This is a genomic window from Streptomyces huiliensis, assembly GCF_020037025.1.
Taxonomy (GTDB): Bacteria; Actinomycetota; Actinomycetes; order Streptomycetales; family Streptomycetaceae; genus Streptomyces; species Streptomyces huiliensis.
Genome location: NZ_JAIQLH010000079.1, coordinates 47,941 through 64,323 on the forward strand (window position 1 = coordinate 47,941; position 16,383 = coordinate 64,323).

Genomic DNA, 16,383 nt, shown 5'->3' on the forward strand with positions numbered 1-16,383 from the left:
GCGGGTCCCGCGAGGGCCGCCACGTTCCGTCACCGATCGTCCGGGGCTCGTCCGTCATATGACGTACGCGCGTTCAGACGCGCCGCGAGCTCCCTGCCCACCCGCTCTCCCGCGCTGCCGTTGGCCAGCACGACGAGACCGCGGTCGGCGCGCGGGCAGAACACCGATGCCGCGTAGTAGCCCGGGGGCGCCGTGTCGGACGCGCGCACGCGCTCGGAACGTGGGGTTCCGGCCCGCGTGGCGGCACCGTGGGGGCCGTCCGGGCGCGGTGTCGCCCCGCACGCCGCGACGTCCCGGCCGAACGGCGCGCCCCGCAGGGAGCGCCGGAGCTCCCCCGCCACCTTGGCCAAGTCCGTTACGGTGCTCCAGAGTTGGGCCGGGTCCCCGGCCCGCTCCGCGCCGGGCAGCACCCGGCCGGCGGCGTCATGGCCCACGCGGGCCACCGGCGCGCCGTCCCCGTCGCCGCTCCGGGGCGGGGGCGCGCCGAAGCAGCTGCCATCCAGACCGAGCGGCCCGAGCACCAGGCGCCGCAGCAGCGGGCCGAACGCCTCGCCCGTGACGTTCTCCAGCAGCGTGGCCAGCAGGGCGGCCGGCGGCGCGGCAGCCGCGCCGGCCCGGCGGCGGCACAGCAGGTCCGCCAGGGTGACCGGGGCGTCTCCGGCGCGGCCGGCCTCGGCGTCCGGCGCCAGCAGCCCCTGGTCCACCAGGCGCAGGGCGCCGAGCGCGGCGACGTGCCCGCTCAGCCGCCCCGCGGGGAAGGCGGTGCGGGGGGTGATGGGCCGGCCCGCGCCGTCGCTGCCCGCCGCCTCGACCGCCACCAGGCGGCCGCCCTCCAGCAGCGCGAAACAGGCCCCCGGCACCCGGTGCGCCGCGAGCGCCTCCACGAGACCGGACCCACCGGGGAACGGACGCGGCCCGGGCCCGGTCACGAACCGCCCGCCGCGCCCGTACCCTTCAGGCCGTCCGTGCACTTCAGGCCATCCGTGCGCTCCGGGCCGCCCGTGCATTTCAGGCCGTCCGTCCCCTTCGGACCGCCCGCACCCTTCGGGCCGTCCGTGCGCTCCGGGGAGCGCCGACCGCGCCACCCGCCCGTCGGCGCCGCGCGGCACCTCGTCGAGGAGGGTGACGCTCGCGGGGACCAGGTGGGCGGGCAGCCGCCGCGCACAGTGGTCCTCCAGCGCCGCCGGGGCCGGCCCACGCCCCCCGGGGCGCGGCACGACGTAGGCGGCCAGCCGGACGTCGTCCGGCGCGTCCTCGACGGCGACGACGACGGCCTCGGCGACGCCCGGGTGGTCGTGGAGCGCCTCCTCGGCCTCCGCCGGATCCGTCCGGTGGCCGCGCACCCACACCTGCCGCCGGTCCGTGCGGCCGAGCAGCCGCACCTCGCCCGTGCCCGTGCGGCGGGCCGGCTCCCCGGTGCGGAACATCCGCGCCCCGGGCGGGCCGCAGGGGTCGGGCGGGAACCGCCGGGCCGTCAGCGCGGCCCGGCCCGCATAGCCGCGGGCCACCCCCGGGCCCGCCACGTACAACTCCCCCACCGCGCCGTCCGGCACCGGCCGGAAGGCGTCGTCGAGCACCAGCAGCCGGGTGCCGCCGTCCGGCCCCGCGGCGGGGGTCAGGAAGGGGCCGAACGACGTCTCGGCCGCTCCGTACACGGCCCGCAGCCGGCCGGGGCCGAGCAGCCCGGCGAGCCGTGCCGCCGCGGGCCCCGGCGCGCCGCCCGCGACCACGAACCGCCGGGCGAGCCGGTCACCGGCCGTGCATCCCAACTGCCTTGCCAGGAGCTCTATCTGATCAGGCGTCACCGAGAGGAGGGCGAACGGACCATCCGCCGCGAGCCACTCCCCCGACCCCTCCGGATCCAGCGCCCGCGGCGCGAGCAGCACGCGCCGCCCGGCCCACAGCGGCGCCCACAGCCCCGTCACCGCCGCCTCCGAGGCGACCGACCCGAAGACCGCCGTACCGCCGCCGCCCGTACCGTCGAACTCCCGCTCCAGGGACGCCAGATGATGCGCCAGCCCGCGATGCGTGACCTCGACGGCGAGCGGGAGGCCGTCCGCCCCGGGCACCCGCGTCACGTACGCCACGTCGCCGGGATCCGGGCCTCCGCCGAGCGGCTCGTCCGGGAGCCGGGCGAGGGCGCCGCACACCTCGGGATCGTCCGCGTACCGCACCCGTCCCGCGAAGTCACCGGGTCCGTACGGCATCTCGGTGACCAGGAACCGCGCCCCGGCGACGCCGAGCAGGGCACGCGCCGCCGTCGGCGACTCAGGATCCAGCGGCAGGCACGCCGCCCCCGCCTTCCACACGCCCAGCGTCACCGCGTGCAGTCCGGCGCCCCGCCCGAGCAGCACCCCGACGACCGCGCCGCGCCCCGCGCCCAGCGACCGCAGGTACCGGGCCCAGCGGTTCGACGCCGCGTCCAACTCCCCGAAGGTCAGGGCGAAGCCGTCACCGCGCACGGCTTCCGCCCCCGGGATCCGGCACGCCTGCCTCCCGACGGCCGACGCCACGCCGTCGGCGCCGCCCACGGCCAGGCCCTCGGCCGCCCGGCGGCGCAGGCCCGCCGGACACGGGTCCGTCCACACCTCCTGCACCCGCGCCAGGCACCGCTCCCGCGCCCCCCTGGTGCCCTCCGCCCGCCAGCCGGCGGGCAGGTCACGGGCGTCCGGCCAGATCGCGTACTGTTCCTCGCCGTTGAGCACGACACACCACTCCGCGCGGGCGACGTCCTGTGGTTCGAACAACGCTGCTCCTGTCGGGTCCATGGGCGTTCCTGATTCCCTGAGTTCCCTAAGTTCCCTGAGTCCGGACTTTGGAGACCATCCTGCCCGGATACGCCATACGCGGCCTATGGGGGGACTGCACTCCGCGGGAACGGCGGCCCCGCCGGACCCCTGGTGGGCGTGGTCCGCCGGCGGCGGCCAAGAGATCGCCAACCGGCCGCCAACCACCGGCAGAGACCCGCGGGATTGACTGCGGACGAGACGCCGGGCCCGGCACTCGTACGCATTCCCCCGTTCCGTCAGGAAAACGGCACCTGCCACGAAGGAGCACCTCATGCATGGCTTCACGGCGCGACGCGTCGCCCTGACCTCGATCGCCGCCTCCAGCGCGCTCGCCGCGTCCCTGGCCCTGGCCGGTTCCGCGGTGGCCGTCGCCCCGGCGACGGCGACGGCCACCTACGACTGCGGCTCCGCGGGCGCCGGTACCGTCACGCTCACCGCGGCCGACTCCGGCGGCGGCAAGACGATCCGGATCGACTCCGCGGACATCCGCCAGCAGTACCCGCTCAAGGCCAACACGGTGACCGCCACCCTGAAGCTGAAGAAGACCTCGGGCGGTGCGGCCGGCGAGGTGCGGTTCTCCGGCACCGCGCACGCGGCCGCGGGCACGGGCGACCCGATCTCCTTCGGCCCGCTCCCGCTCACCACCGGCTCCCTCTCCGCCGGTGACACCACCGACTCGGCCGCCCTCGCGGGCGCGCCGGACGAGAACAACTGGTCCCTGAAGCTCACCGTCAACAAGCCCACCGGCAGCTTCAGCTCCTACTGCACCGCCACCGGCAACCAGTCGGCCGCCTTCACCTGGTAGTCCACGGGGGCCACGGTCCCGCGGCCTCCCCGAGGAGCATGATGCTCCCCGGGGAGGCCGCGCGGGCGCCCGGCCGCGAGGTGATCGGAGTCGCGGCCGCTGCAAGCGCGGCGTGGGTCATTCTGGTCGGCAGAACATGCTCACGCCTCGCCGCTGGATCCCGACCGGGGCACGATGGTCGGGATGGCGAACCTCGACGACGCCGGCCACGAACCCGCGCCGCGGACCTGGGCACGGTCAACGCCTTCGCCTCGGCGGCGCTGCACCACGATCCGCTCCACGCGGCGCACGTGTACCGCACCCTCGCCGGCCCGGACCGGAAGGACGCGGGCGAGGCCGCGTTGACGTGCCTGGCGTTCCGCGGCGGCGCGGAACGGGCGGTCGAGGCGACCACGTACCTGCGGATGCCGGGCCTCTGCGAGGACGAACGGGAGGCGGTCCGCCGCGTCGAGACGGTCCTGCGCGACGAGGGCGCGCCCACCGGCCCCTACCGCGCTCTCGTCGACGCCCTGGCGCCCGGGCCGCTGGAGTCGTTCACCGGACTCCAGGAACTCGTCAGCCACCGGACGGGCCGCCGCCCCGGCGACGTCACGACCTATCTGCGCTTCGCGGTGTACCCCGGCCCCGGCCCCGGCCCCGGCCCCGGCCCCGGCCCCGGCCCCGGCCCGGCGGCCGAGCCTCTTCGGGGGTAGGCCCCTCGGAGACAGGCCCGAGCTCCCCGGCGGCGCGCAGCGCGTCCGCCGTCTCCAGGCCGAGCCGGGCCGCCCAGGTCAGGGCCTGTTCCAGCGTGGCGTCGTCGTCGGTCAGACGGGCGGCGGCGAGCGCCGGCGGCGCATGGCCCGCGTCCAGCAGGGCGGCCCACTGCGCGGTGGTGAGCGAGAGGTATCGCAGCTCCGTCAGACCGGCCAGGACGGAGAGGTCGGCGACGCGGGCGCGGGAGAGGTCCAGGCCCCGCAGGTTCGCGACGGTGCGCAGCACGGCGACGTCGACCGGCTCATCGCCGCTCAGTGCCAGGGAGGTGAGATGGGGGTGGTCCCGGAGCGGGTCGAGGGTGCCGCCGGTCAGCGTCAGGCACAGCGATTCGACCGGGAGCGTACGCAGCGGTGCGAGGTCGGTGGTGGAGCAGCGGTTCAGGGTCAGCCGCCGCAGGCTGCCGGCGGCCCGCAGCGGGCCCAGGTCGACCGGGCAGGGGGCGTCGTTCAGGTGGAGCTCCTGCACGGCGGGCGGGAGCTCCTCCGGTATCCGGTCTTCGGAGATCCACGCCCGGCCGCCGTCGCCCGCGCGGGGAACCGGCTCCAGCAGTTCGAGGTCGTCGTCGTACGTCTCGAAGGCCCCGCGTTCGAGCTGCTCCAGCTGGTGGCCGAGCAGCGAGGTGACGGAGTCGGCGACGTACTCCGGCCGCCGGTCGTGGTCGCGGCCGATCCGGATGACCTGCCCGGGCCGGCCGTCGGCGGCGGGCGAGAGGTCGACGGCCAGGTAGTTGCCGTCCTCGCCGCTGGCGAAGGGCACCCATCCCGGGTGCCCGGCGCACCGGCGTACGGTCTCGGGCGGGTCGGCGTCGAGGATGACCGCGTGCCAGTCCAGCTCCCAATGGGTCCGGGCCGGCTCCTGGAGCAGGGCGTGCACGGCGGCCAGGTCCTTCAGGGACAGCCAGGCGTTGCCGCCGAGCAGGTAGCGGTGCCCGATCCCGATGCTGTCGCCGTCGCCGTCGGCCACCCGGTAGAGCGCCCGCAGGTCCGCCGGCAGCGGACGGCCGATGCGGCGCTCGGCCTCCTCCAGCGCCGCGGCCGAGGCGGGCGGCGGCAGTTCCTCGGCCCGGCCAAGTACGGCGGCGCGCCGCTCCAGGAAGGCGAGCAGGCGGGTCCGCGCCAGGTCGGGGTCGCCGGCCGGCGCCGCGGTGCCCTCGTCCTGGGTGAAGCCCGGCTGCGGCAGCCGGCAGGCGGGGTCGAGGACGGCCTGCCAGCCACCGCCCCGCCCGCGCAGGCTGGTGACGGCGTCCCGCCAGGCCACCAGCCGGTACTCCCCCGACGGCCGGCACTCCACCTCCACGGTGACGCGCTCCCAGCCCCGCGCCTTCCGCACCGCCTCCGCCAGCGCACGCAGCTCCTCGAAGGGGCTGGGAACCGGGTTGCGCCACAGCGGCTGCCCGGGAACGGCGTAACCGCCGGCGACGCCGACGCTCCCCGGGCCCGCCGTGCTGTCCAGCACGGCCCGCTGCCACCCCGACGGCGCGCTCGCCCTCAGGCCCTCGGCGATCCGCCGCACCGCTCGCGCCACCATGGAGTCGCTTCCCACCATGGACTCGCTTCCCACCATGAACTCGCTTCCCTTCTCGCGCCGCGGGCGGTCAGGCCTGGTACTCCGTGAGGTCGATGGAGTGGACGTCCAGGGGGAAGCCGTACGCCGGGTGGGCCGTCTGGCGCTCCGGCTCCATGCCGAGCTTGCGCAGCACGTTCTTTGAGGCCGCGTCCTCCGGGCGCACGATGCCGAGGACCCGGTCGAGGCCGCGGTCCTGGAGTGCGAACTCCAGGGTGGCCTGGGCGGCTTCGGAGGCGTAGCCCTGCCCCCAGAAGGGCCGGCCGAGGCGCCAGGTGATCTCCACGTCCGGCAGCACCTCCGGGAGGTACTCCGGAACGGACAGCCCGACGGCACCGGCGAGTTCGCCCGACCCCAGGAGCTCCACCGCGAAGACGCCGAAGCCCTCGTCGTCCCACTCCTCCTCCCACCGCTCGACGGCCTCCGCCGTACCGTCCCCGTCGAGGACCGAGCCGTCACCGATCCAGCGCATGACGTGCGGGTCGGCGGTGATGTCCGACAGGGCGATCAGGTCGTCGTCGTCCCAGCGGCGCAGGAGCAGGCGTGGCGTGTGGATCTCGGTCATGGCCCCCATACTGCCCTGCGCGCCGCGCCCCGCCGAACGCGGTGCCGAACGGCGACGACCGGGCGGCTCCTCCCGCTACCGGCCGGCGGGAGGGTCCAGGCGGACGAGGGTCGGCAGGAAGACCTCGCGCACCCACCGCGACCGCTGGGCCAGGTGCAGGGGCCGGGCCGCCGCGCACGTGCCCAGCACGTACGGGCCGATGGGGTGCTCGGTCACCGTGTACCGGTCCCGCCCCGGGCCGGTCCGCAGGTAGGACGAGCGGCGGGTGGCCCGGAGCGGAGGGAACCGGAAGGTGCCGCCCCATGTCATGAAGCGGCGGGCCGTGCGGTGGGCCACCCATTCGGGGAGGGTGTCGAAGAGCAGCGTGCCGCGCGGGAAGTGGCCGGCGCACAGCCGGACTAGGGCGGTGGTCTCGGCCGGGGACAGGTACATGAGCAGGCCCTGGGCGGAGATCAGTACCGGGGCTTCGGTGGCGGCGCGTTCCGCCCACCGCGGGTCGGTCGCGGAGCAGCCGACGGCCCGCTGCCGCCGGCCGTGCGGCAGCACCGCCCGGCGGAGGTCGAGCACCTCGGGAAGGTCGACCGAGAGCCAGTGTGCCGTGCCGTCGCCGACACGCCAGAACTGGGTCTCCAGGCCCTCCCCCAGCGCGATGACGGTCGCCCCGGGACGGGCGCGCAGGAACTCCGCCACCGCCGCGTCGTACAGCCGGGCGCGGCGGGCAAGATACTGCTCGGGGAGCGACCGCGGCCGGCCGAACCACGTCTCCAGGGGCCAGGCACACCGGTCGACCAGGGCGACGGCGACGGGGTCGTGGAGGAGCGGCGGGTTCCGTCGGGCGGCGGACGCCCGGTGGTGCAGCGTCCACAGGGACGTCAGGGCGACGGACGGCAGGGCGACGGATGGCAGGGCGATGGGCGGCGCGTCGGCCTGCGGCAGGGCGGTCTCCGGCGGCGCGGGCTCCGGCAGATCCGTCCCCGGCACGGCGCTCTCCGGCAGGACGACGGGCGGCACGGCCGGTGCGCCCCGGTCGCCCGGGAGCCCGCCGTCCCCGCCGGGTGCCCGGCCTTCCGCGGAAGTCCCCATGGGTCGCGTCTACCCGCCGGCCCTGCCGGGCAGGGCGGGCGGCGGGACGACCCTTCTCCCGGGGGTAGCCGGGCACATCCGTGCGACGCCGCGCCGGAGTTCGACGGCGCACGCGCCGGGTAGCAGTCGCACGGACCACTGCCGCAGCGCACAGCCCACTGCCGCAGCACAGGTCCACCGTCGGGAGGGCGCGCGGCCTCGCGCCCCATGGGCATCCACGGAGGCATCGCCGCAGTGACTCCACCACGCCGTACGCTCCGCCGCGTCCTGTCCGCCGCCGTACTGCCGGCCCTCCTCTGCCTGTGCGCGATGTCACCGGGCACAGGCACCGACACGGGCACGGGCGCGGGCGCGTCGACGGCGCCGGCTTCGGCTTCGGCATCTGCGTCGGCACGGCCCGGCCTCCCGGCGCGCCTCGGGAGCGGCGGCGACGGACGCCCGTGCAAGCCGTCGGCCGCACACCCGCGCCCGGTCGTGCTCGTCCACGGAACGTGGCTGGACTCCGCCGCCACCTGGCCCGCGCTCGCCGGTCACCTCACGCGGCGCGGGTACTGCGTCTTCGCCCTGGACTACGGGCGGGTCCCCGACGCCCCCGGCCTGGCCGGTCTCGGCCCGATCGACCGCTCGGCCCGTGAACTCGCCTCCTTCGTCCGCGCGGTGCTGGCAACGACGCGTGCCCGGCAGGTGGACATCGTCGGGCACTCCCAGGGCGGCCTGATGCCCCGCTACTACCTGCGGTTCCTCGGGGGAGCGCGCGAGGTCCACACCCTCGTCGGCCTCGCGCCCAGCAATCACGGCACGGCCGTGCTGGGACTCCCCACCCTCACCCGGTACGTTCCCGCCACCGCGCTCCTCCTCCGTCACCCGGCGGTCCGGCAGCAGCTCGCCGGATCCGCGTTCCTCCGTACGCTCAACCGGGACGGTGACACCGTGCCGGGCGTGCGGTACACCGTCATCGCCACCCGCTTCGACGAGACGGTCGTCCCGTACCGCTCCCAGTTCCTCACGGGCCCGAACGTCGACAACATCCTGATCCAGGACGTGTGTCCGGTGGACCCGGCCGAACACTGGGGCCTCGCCACGGCGGACCCCGTCGCCTTCCGGCTCGTGACCAACGCCCTGGATCCCTCGCACGCCGCTCCCGCCACCTGCGTCCCCGGAGACGCGGAAGCCGTGGACCGGTCGGAGCAAGCGGACGCGGCCCGTCCCGACGTTCCTCCTCACGGGTGACGAGGCGTCACGACTACGGCCCCGGCGGGCGGGCAGCTTCTTGCGGGGGAGGCCAGGGGGCTCGCTTCGGCCGCGGGGGAGGCGGAAGGGACATGAGCGAAGTCGCGGCCGGCCCGGCGGCTCCGGCCGAGGGCCGCACGGTGTGGCGGCGGGCGGTGCCCGTGGCGGCCCTCGCGCTGGCCCTGGTCGGGGTGATGGCGGTGGCCATGGCCCAGGGCATCCTGGCGGCGTCCTTCGCCGTCTCCGGAACGACGTCCCAGATCTCCGCCCGGAAGCTCACCGGCAAAGGGCTGACGGTGTTCACGGAGGTGGACCGCACCGTCGACGGCCCGGGCCGGCCGCAGGCCAGGATCGCCCTGGGCAGCGCCACGCTCACCGGCCTGTGCGAGTCGACGCGCATCAGCACCCCGGTCGGCACGGTGACGTTCAAACTCACCGCCGGCGACCGGGACACCGCGGTGACGGTCGACGACCTCGTCATCGACGTGGACGACCTGACGGGCGACGCCCGGTTCGGACGGATGGAGCTCGGCCGGGACGCCTCCACGCTGGACGCGGTGCCTCACAGCCGAGGGGCAGCAGGGCAGTTCGGACTCCAGGCGACGGATCTCGAAGTGGACGGCGTCCGCACCCACGCCCGCTCCGCCACCGGAGGCAACTTCCGCCTCAAGGGCCTGGCCCTCAGCGTCCGCCCCGGCGACGAGGGGTGCTACTGACGTGCACGAGCACCACGACGCGGCGCCGGACCAGCCGCCCCCCGCTCCCCGACCCCGTACGACACCGCGCAGGTGGCGCCGCACCCGGCCGTTCTGGGCCGGAACGCTCCTGCTGCTGGCCGGCGCCGAACTCGTCGCCGTGACCTGCGCCCCGCTCCCCGTGGTGATCACGCTGGGAACGGGCGGACTCGCCACGCTCGGCCTGGGCTGCGCCTTGGCCGCCGCCGGCCTCTTCCTGTGGTTCCTCCCCCGCGCCCGCCATTACGTGGGGCTGCACGCCGTGCTCCTGGCGGTGTTCTCCTTCCCCGCCAGCAACCTGGGCGGCTACTTCGTGGGTGCGTGCCTGGGGATCGCAGGCGGCGCGATGGGGTTCGCCTGGGCTCCGGGCCGGCCGGCCCGGAGGTCCCGCCGAGAACCCTTCCGGAAGCCCCGCCGGAAACTCCTCCCGCTGCCGACCGGCCGGCAGCGGGAGGCTGCCCGAAGACCGGCCCACGGAAAGCCGGCCCGCCCCAAACCCACCCGCCGAAATCCGCCGCCCGCCCCACCCCCGTCCGCGGCCCTCGCCACCGTCCTGCCCGCCGTGCTGCTCACGGTCCTCCTCCCCCGCGCCCTGGGCGAGCTCCCTCGCGCCCCCGGCGAGGCGGCCGCCCCCGCGGCAGCCGTCTCCCGCCCCCAGCCGGTCACCGCGTCGCGGTTCACCACCAGCCATCTGACGATCACCACCGTCACCTCGCTGCCCACCGCCGCGGGACTCCGCAAGGTCCTCGCCCTCCACATGTCCTCCGCCGTTCTGGCGGACTACCGGCTGCGCGGCGCGGAGGCGGAGGCGGCACACCCCCCGACCGGCCTGTCCGGCGACGAGCTACGCCTCGCCGGCGACGTCACCCTGTTCGTCAGCCGCTTCAGCGGCTGCCTGGCGTCCCTCGTCTGCCTGGCCTTCGACGCCGAAGCCCTGCCACCGCCCCCCGTCCTGCCGATCGCCGTCACCCTTACCCGCCTACGAGCCGACCTGTACCTCATCCGCAGCGCGAACGCGGCCGTGTCCGGGCTGCGCCTCACCCCCTCCCCCGGCACCGCGTCCGCCCGGACCGCACCTTCCTGAACTCGCCGCCGAACCGCCCTCACCCCGACCCCGGGGCCGCCGCCCCGCCGGCGGGCGCCAGAGCGCGGACTAGGTAGCCCTCGTCGACGGGCACGGGGTCCGCCAGGTCCCCGACCGCCTCCGGCAGGCGGGGCCGACCGCGCAGTACCACCGGCTCCATCACGGACCTGGCCCGCACGATCCACCTCCACCTCCGCCTCGGCCTCGGCCTCGGCTTCGGCCAGAGCGGCGACATCCCGCACCCGGACGCGGCGCCTCACGGCTGAGAACACCCAAGCAAAGAGAGACGATGTTCAAACGTCTGATGTTTGGATATGGTCCCTTCATGAAACGCATCAACGCACCGCGGCGCACGGCCAGTCTCTCCGCCCAGCTCGTGGAGAGCCTCCGCTCGCACATCGAGGCGGGAGGCTGGCCGGTCGGGACGCGGATCCCGCCGGAGCAGGCCCTCATCGAGGAGCTCGGGGTCGGACGCAGCACGCTGCGGGAGGCGATCGGCGCCCTAGTGCACCTCGGCCTGCTGGAGCCCAGGGCCGGTGACGGCACCTACGTGCGCTCCTCCAGCGAGCTCCGGTCGGTCATGGTGCGGCGGGCGGGCTCCTCGAAGCGGGACGACGTACTGGAGCTGCGGACCGTTCTGGAGGAGTACGCCTCGGGCGCCGCGGCCCTGCGCCGCAGCGAGGAGCAGGTGCGGGGGCTGCGCGAACTGCTGGCCGACGCCGAGGCTGCCGCCGCCGGCGAGGACGCGTCCGCGGCCACCGCCGTCGACGCGCTCTTCCACCGGTCCATCGTCCGGGCGAGCGGGAACGACCTGCTGATCGAGATGTACGACCACCTCGGCACGGCGCTCACCTCGCATCTGGGGGGTCTGCCCTGGGACGCCGCCCACGCGGAGGAGCACGCGGGCCTGCACAGGCGGCTCGTCGACGCGATCGAGGCCCGGGACGCGGACGGCGCCCGCGAGGCCGCGGCCGCGATCGTCCGCCTCACCCACGACCACGAACCCGCCGGTCACGACACCGCCCACCCCGACGCCGCCGACGCGCGCGCGGCCGAGGACCGGTGAGCCCACCCCGGCCCTTCCGCTGATCCGATCCCTCCCCCGAACGACAACTCCGCACGCCTGGAATGGCTTTCACACCCACCAAGGAGACCACCCATGTCCCACTCCCGCCTCCCCGCCCACGAACTCGACGCCCTCACCGACCACCGAAGCGCCCGCTTATACGCGACCGACGCCCAGTTCCGTGACACCGCGCCCCTGGACGCCGTCACCGAGGCGATACGGTGCCCCGGCCTGCCGCTCGCCGACCTGGTGGCCACCGTGATGGAGGCGTACGCCGACCGTCCCGCCCTGGGCGAACGCGCCACCGAGCCGGTCACCGACCCGGAGACGGGCCGCACGACGCTGCGCCTTCTCCGGCGGTTCGACACGCTCACCTACGGCGAACTCCGGGAGCGGGTGAACGCGGTCGCCTCCGAGTGGCGGCACCACCCCGAACACACCCTGGCCCCCGGCGACTTCGTCGCCCTCCTCGGCCCCCCGAGCGCCGAGTACGCCATGGCGGACCTGGCCTGCCTCCGCTCCGGCGCGGTGTCCGTCCCCCTGCAGTCGGGTGCTCCGGCGGCCCAGCTGGCCCCCGTCGTCACGCAGACCGGACCACGCCTGCTCGTCGTGGACGTCGACCAGCTGGACGTCGCGCTCGAGATCGCGGCGAACGCCCCCTCGCTGGGCAGGATCGTCGTCGTCGGCCACCGGCCCGAGGCCACCGCCCACCGGGAGAAGCTGGAGTCCGCGCGCGCCCGGCTCGCGGCGCGAGGCCGGGGAGTGGCCCTGGACACGCTGGCGTCGGCCGTCGAGCGGGGAAGGGTGCTGCCGCCGCTCCCCCGGGTGCCCGACGGGTCGGGGGCCGACGCGCTGAGCGCGCTGATCTACACCTCGGGAAGCACCGGCACCCCCAAGGGGGCCATGTACACCGAGCGTGTGGCCCGGCAGTTCTGGGTCGACTTCGTACCCGGACAGCCGGTGCGGCCGTCCATCGTGCTCAACTACCTGCCGTTGAGCCACATGATCGGCAGGGGCGTGCTGTTCGGGACGCTCGCCAAGGGCGGCCTCGCCTGTTTCACGGCGTCCGGAGACCTGTCGACGCTCCTCGAGGACCTCTCCCTGGTCCGTCCCACCGAGTTCATCATGGTTCCCCGCATCTCCGACATGCTCTTCCGGCACTACAGGACGGAGCTGTCCCGCCGGAACGGGACGGCAGGCGACGCGGCCGAGCGCGTGAAGGAAGAGCTGCGGGAGGAGGTCATGGGCGGCCGCCTCCTGTGGGCCGTCAGCGCCTCGGCCCCGCCGAGCGCCGAGACGACGGCGTTCGTCGAGGACTGCTTCCGGGTCAGGCTGCTCGACGGCTACGGATCGACGGAAGCCGGGGTCGTCTCCCTCGACGGCCGGATACAGAGCCCGCCGGTGACCGGCCACAAGCTGGCCGACGTCCCCGAGCTGGGATACTTCGGCACCGACGCGCCGTACCCCAGGGGCGAAGTACTCATCAGGTCCGACCGGCTCGTCCCCGGGTACTTCCGGCGTCCGGACGCCACCGCCGAGGTCTTCGACGAGGACGGCTTCTACCGCACGGGCGACATCATGGCCCGCGTCGGCCCCGGCGAACTGCGGTATGTCGAGCGCCGCTCCCACGTCCTCAAGCTGTCCCAGGGCGAGTTCGTCGCCGTCTCCCGCCTGGAGGCGCTGTTCACCGGCAGCCCGGCCGTCCGGCAGATCTTCCTGTACGGCAGCGGTGCCCGCTCCTACCTGCTCGCGGTCGTCGTGCCGACGCGGGAGGCCCTCGACCGCGTCGACGGGGACGCCCGGCGCCTCGGGCCCGTCCTGCGGGAGTCCCTGCGGAAGCTCGCCGCCGAGGCGGGGCTGAACTCCTACGAGATCCCACGGGACATCCTCGTCGAGACCGAGCCGTTCACCCAGGAGAACGGGCTGCTCTCCGGGGTGCGCAAGCCGTTGCGGCCGGCCCTGACGAAGCGTTACGGCGAGCGACTCGAAGCAATGTACGCCGAGTTGTCCGACCGCGAGGCCGAAGGCGTCCGGGCGCTCCGCCGGTCCGGCGCCGACCGGCCGGTACCGGAAACCGTACTCCGGGCCGCGCAGGCACTGCTGGGGCTGGACGAGGACGCGACCGTGGAGCCTGCCACGCGCTTCCTCGACCTCGGCGGTGACAGCCTCACCGCGCTGTCGTTCTCCCGGCTGCTGAAGGAGATCTTCCACGTCGACGTGCCCGTCGACGTGATCACCAGCCCGGCCAACTCACTGCGCCGGGTGGCCGGACACGTCGAGCGGGCCCTCGCGACGGAACACCGCCGCCCCACCGCCGACAGCGTGCACGGACCGGACGCGACGCGGCTCGACGCGGCCCGGCTGCGGCCGGCCGCGTTCCTCGACGCGCGGACCGTCGAGCAGGCCGCACGGCGAAAGCCGGCCGGTCCGCTGCCCGAGGCCCGGACCGTCCTGCTGACCGGCGCCAACGGCTACCTGGGCCGTTTCCTGTGCCTTGAATGGCTGGAGCGCGTGGCGGAGCGCGACGGCACGCTGGTCTGCGTGGTCCGCGGCTCCTCCACCGAGGAGGCCCGGGCACGGCTCGACGCGGCCTTCGACAGCGGCGACCCGGAGCTCGTGGAGCGCTACCGCGCGTCCGCCGCCCGGCACCTCCGGGTGGTCGCCGGCGACATCGGGGAACCGCGTCTCGGGCTCGACGAGGAGACCTGGCGGCGGCTGGCCGACACGGTGGACCTGATCGTCCACCCGGCGGCCCTGGTCAACCACGTCCTGCCCTACGGCCAGTTGTTCGGCCCCAACGTCCTGGGAACGGCCGAGCTGATCAGGCTCGCGGTCACCTCAAGGACCAAGCGGTTCACCTACCTGTCGACGGTCGCCGTCGTCTCCGGGAACGCGGCGGCCGCCGACGAGTCGGCGGACATCCGCACCGCCTGCCCGTCACGCGACCTCGCCGGCGACTACGCCGACGGTTACGCGGCCGCCAAGTGGGCCGGCGAGGTGCTGCTGCGCGAGGCTCACGAGACCTTCGGCCTGCCGGTCGCCGTCTTCCGCTCGAACATGATCCTCGCGCATCCGCGCTACCGAGGTCAGCTCAACGTCCCGGACGTCTTCACCCGCCTCGTGCTGAGCCTGCTGGCGACGGGCATCGCACCCGGCAGCTTCTACGCCCCGGACGCCGGCGGTGGCCGCGCGCACTTCGACGCGCTTCCGGTGGACTTCACCGCGCGGGCCGTCACCGTGCTCGGCGACGCCGCGCGCGAGGGCCACCGGACCTACAACGTGGTCAACCCGCACGACGACGGCATCTCACTCGACACGGTCGTCGACTGGCTGGCGGCGGCCGGACACCCCCTGACGCGCGTCCGGGACCACGCCGAGTGGGCCGCCCGCTTCGAGACGGCCCTGCGCGCCCTCCCCGACCGCCTGAAGCGGCATTCAGTACTCCCCCTACTGCACGCCTTCGCCGAGCCGGTACCGCCGCTCCCCGGCTCCGCCCTGCCGGCGGACCGCTTCCGCGCGGCGGTCCGGGCCGCGGCCCTCACCGACGGGAACGACATTCCCCGCCTGTCACCGGCCCTGATCACCAAGTACGCGACGGACCTACGGGCGCACCGCCTGCTGTGACGACGCCCGTCGTCGGGTTCGGTGCGCGGCCCGCCGCCTCCCGTCAGTACCGCATCATCCAGTGCTGCTCCGGCGGGTAGTCCGAGGCGCAGGTCCACAGGGTGAGGTAGGTGCCGTTGCCGGCCGAACCGCCCTTGTTGGTGATGCACTTGTCCGAGTACTTCGTCTTGATGGACCAGTCGTCCGACCAGAACTGCTGGCTGCGGTTGCCGCCGCTGTTGTCGCACGGCCACAGGGTGAGCACCGCGCCGTTGGTGCCGTACGCGTCGCCTCGCGGGGTCAGGCACTTCCCGCTCGCCTTGTGGACGATCTGGTAGTCGTCGCGGTCCCACTTCTGGAGCTCGTCCCCCGTGCAGTCCCACAGGGTGACGATGGTCCCGTTCGCCGTGCTGTTCCCCTTGGGGGTGGCGCACTTCCCGGGGTACCAGGTGCCGGGGCCGACCGGGGTGAAGAGCTCTCCCCAGTTGGGGCCGGCCGCCGAGGCCTGCGGGGCCATGGCCGTATGCAGGCCCACCGCCAGGAAGACCGCCGAGAGAAACGCCGCTGGCTTGCGCATGCGCATGACACGCCTTTCATCAGGCAGAACCACCGTCTGCAACACCGGTGAACCTAGCCAACGGCCGTGCGGCGAACGACAAGACCGCGGTTGACATGTCAGGTACGAAGCACCGCCACCGGACCGGCGGAGGCCCGGCGGAGGCCCCGCCGGGTGTCCCCGGCGGGGCGGTGGGCGCGTTCCGGCTCAGCCGAGGTCGCTGCGGTACCAGTTCCAGCTGGTGGCGTTCGCGTTGTCCCAGACCTTCTGCGGCCGGGAGACCCCCTCGTCGCGGCCGGAGAAGGTGTGCAGGGCGACCTCGTTCTTGCCGTCGTCGTCCTGGCCCTTGTTGTAGAGGACGCCGAGGTCGGCCTTGCCGTCACCGTCGAAGTCGCCGGCCACGAGCTTGCTGCGGTCGGCGTTCCAGCTGCCGGTGGTGGTGTCGTTGTTGTCCCAGGCGCGCTTCGGGGCGTTCAGGCCGTCGGCGCGGCCGTAGCCGATGTGGAAGGCCGTGCGGAAGTTGCCGGTCTTGTCCTGGCCCTCGTCGTAGAG

The 16,383-nt window shown here is 74.9% G+C and carries 13 protein-coding genes and 1 pseudogene; 7 read left to right on the forward strand and 7 right to left on the reverse strand.

The annotated features are described in order from the left end of the window. Nucleotides 1-29: 29 nt before the first annotated feature. On the reverse strand, nucleotides 30-2,747 hold the full coding sequence (locus JNW98_RS16040) for an AMP-binding protein (RefSeq protein ID WP_223768903.1): 2,718 nt from the start codon (nucleotides 2,745-2,747) through the stop codon (nucleotides 30-32). 313 nt (nucleotides 2,748-3,060) lie between these two features. On the opposite strand from JNW98_RS16040, the gene JNW98_RS16045 reads away from it, so the two are divergent. Next, complete coding sequence (locus tag JNW98_RS16045; RefSeq protein ID WP_223768904.1) at nucleotides 3,061-3,594, forward strand: hypothetical protein; 534 nt, start codon at nucleotides 3,061-3,063, stop codon at nucleotides 3,592-3,594. A 290-nt stretch (nucleotides 3,595-3,884) separates the two neighbouring features. Further along, nucleotides 3,885-4,286, forward strand: a complete 402-nt coding sequence (locus tag JNW98_RS16050; RefSeq protein WP_223768905.1) for a hypothetical protein — start codon at nucleotides 3,885-3,887, stop codon at nucleotides 4,284-4,286. Here JNW98_RS16050 and JNW98_RS16055 read toward each other — a convergent pair. From JNW98_RS16055 to JNW98_RS16065, 3 genes are all read right to left on the reverse strand, one after another. Then, nucleotides 4,183-5,910, reverse strand: a complete 1,728-nt coding sequence (locus JNW98_RS16055) for an SMI1/KNR4 family protein (protein WP_223768906.1) — start codon at nucleotides 5,908-5,910, stop codon at nucleotides 4,183-4,185. The two genes, JNW98_RS16050 and JNW98_RS16055, sit on opposite strands and share 104 nt — an antisense overlap. 31 nt (nucleotides 5,911-5,941) lie before the next feature. Further along, a complete protein-coding gene (locus JNW98_RS16060) occupies nucleotides 5,942-6,475 on the reverse strand; it encodes a GNAT family N-acetyltransferase (protein WP_223768907.1) in 534 nt (177 codons plus the stop codon). Between the two features lie 75 nt (nucleotides 6,476-6,550). Beyond that, the gene (locus JNW98_RS16065; protein WP_223768908.1) at nucleotides 6,551-7,558 is read right to left on the reverse strand and encodes a class I SAM-dependent methyltransferase; all 1,008 of its coding nucleotides are present in this window, start codon (nucleotides 7,556-7,558) and stop codon (nucleotides 6,551-6,553) included. 309 nt (nucleotides 7,559-7,867) lie between these two features. Here JNW98_RS16065 and JNW98_RS16070 point away from each other — a divergent pair, with 309 nt between their 5' ends. The 3 genes from JNW98_RS16070 to JNW98_RS16080 all read left to right on the forward strand — a co-directional run bounded on the left by JNW98_RS16070 (nucleotide 7,868) and on the right by JNW98_RS16080 (nucleotide 10,606). Next, nucleotides 7,868-8,788: an esterase/lipase family protein gene (locus tag JNW98_RS16070; RefSeq protein WP_372459258.1), complete on the forward strand. Its 921-nt coding sequence runs from the start codon at nucleotides 7,868-7,870 to the stop codon at nucleotides 8,786-8,788. Between the two features lie 92 nt (nucleotides 8,789-8,880). Further along, nucleotides 8,881-9,504 carry a DUF6230 family protein gene (locus JNW98_RS16075; protein ID WP_223768909.1) on the forward strand — a complete coding sequence of 208 codons (624 nt, stop codon included), beginning with the start codon at nucleotides 8,881-8,883 and terminating at the stop codon, nucleotides 9,502-9,504. A 1-nt stretch (nucleotide 9,505) separates the two neighbouring features. Then, a complete protein-coding gene (locus JNW98_RS16080) occupies nucleotides 9,506-10,606 on the forward strand; it encodes a DUF6114 domain-containing protein (protein WP_223768910.1) in 1,101 nt (366 codons plus the stop codon). A gap of 19 nt (nucleotides 10,607-10,625) precedes the next feature. Here the strand turns inward: JNW98_RS16080 and JNW98_RS16085 are convergent, their stop codons facing one another. Further along, nucleotides 10,626-10,784, reverse strand: a complete 159-nt coding sequence (locus JNW98_RS16085; RefSeq protein ID WP_223768911.1) for a hypothetical protein — start codon at nucleotides 10,782-10,784, stop codon at nucleotides 10,626-10,628. A 147-nt stretch (nucleotides 10,785-10,931) separates the two neighbouring features. Between JNW98_RS16085 and JNW98_RS16090 the strand changes: the two genes are divergently transcribed. Both JNW98_RS16090 and car read left to right on the forward strand, forming a co-directional pair. Further along, nucleotides 10,932-11,672 carry a FadR/GntR family transcriptional regulator gene (locus JNW98_RS16090; protein WP_223768912.1) on the forward strand — a complete coding sequence of 247 codons (741 nt, stop codon included), beginning with the start codon at nucleotides 10,932-10,934 and terminating at the stop codon, nucleotides 11,670-11,672. A 93-nt stretch (nucleotides 11,673-11,765) separates the two neighbouring features. Then, complete coding sequence (gene car / locus JNW98_RS16095; RefSeq protein WP_223768913.1) at nucleotides 11,766-15,296, forward strand: carboxylic acid reductase; 3,531 nt, start codon at nucleotides 11,766-11,768, stop codon at nucleotides 15,294-15,296. 43 nt (nucleotides 15,297-15,339) lie between these two features. Here the strand turns inward: car and JNW98_RS16100 are convergent, their stop codons facing one another. Next, complete coding sequence (locus tag JNW98_RS16100) at nucleotides 15,340-15,852, reverse strand: RICIN domain-containing protein (RefSeq protein WP_223768914.1); 513 nt, start codon at nucleotides 15,850-15,852, stop codon at nucleotides 15,340-15,342. Between the two features lie 186 nt (nucleotides 15,853-16,038). Then, a pseudogene (locus JNW98_RS16105) lies at nucleotides 16,039-16,383 on the reverse strand (FG-GAP-like repeat-containing protein); the annotation flags it as partial.

Excerpts from the sequence above, each read along its gene's own strand:
- JNW98_RS16045 (WP_223768904.1), top strand. The coding sequence starts at position 3,061 with ATGCATGGCTTCACGGCGCGACGCGTCGCCCTGACCTCGATCGCCGCC.
- JNW98_RS16075 (WP_223768909.1), top strand. The coding sequence starts at position 8,881 with ATGAGCGAAGTCGCGGCCGGCCCGGCGGCTCCGGCCGAGGGCCGCACG.
- car (WP_223768913.1), top strand. The coding sequence starts at position 11,766 with ATGTCCCACTCCCGCCTCCCCGCCCACGAACTCGACGCCCTCACCGAC.
- JNW98_RS16055 (WP_223768906.1), bottom strand. The coding sequence starts at position 5,910 with ATGGTGGGAAGCGAGTCCATGGTGGGAAGCGACTCCATGGTGGCGCGA.
- JNW98_RS16070 (WP_372459258.1), top strand. The coding sequence starts at position 7,868 with ATGTCACCGGGCACAGGCACCGACACGGGCACGGGCGCGGGCGCGTCG.
- JNW98_RS16090 (WP_223768912.1), top strand. The coding sequence starts at position 10,932 with ATGAAACGCATCAACGCACCGCGGCGCACGGCCAGTCTCTCCGCCCAG.
- JNW98_RS16065 (WP_223768908.1), bottom strand. The coding sequence starts at position 7,558 with ATGGGGACTTCCGCGGAAGGCCGGGCACCCGGCGGGGACGGCGGGCTC.
- JNW98_RS16060 (WP_223768907.1), bottom strand. The coding sequence starts at position 6,475 with ATGACCGAGATCCACACGCCACGCCTGCTCCTGCGCCGCTGGGACGAC.
- JNW98_RS16100 (WP_223768914.1), bottom strand. The coding sequence starts at position 15,852 with ATGCGCAAGCCAGCGGCGTTTCTCTCGGCGGTCTTCCTGGCGGTGGGC.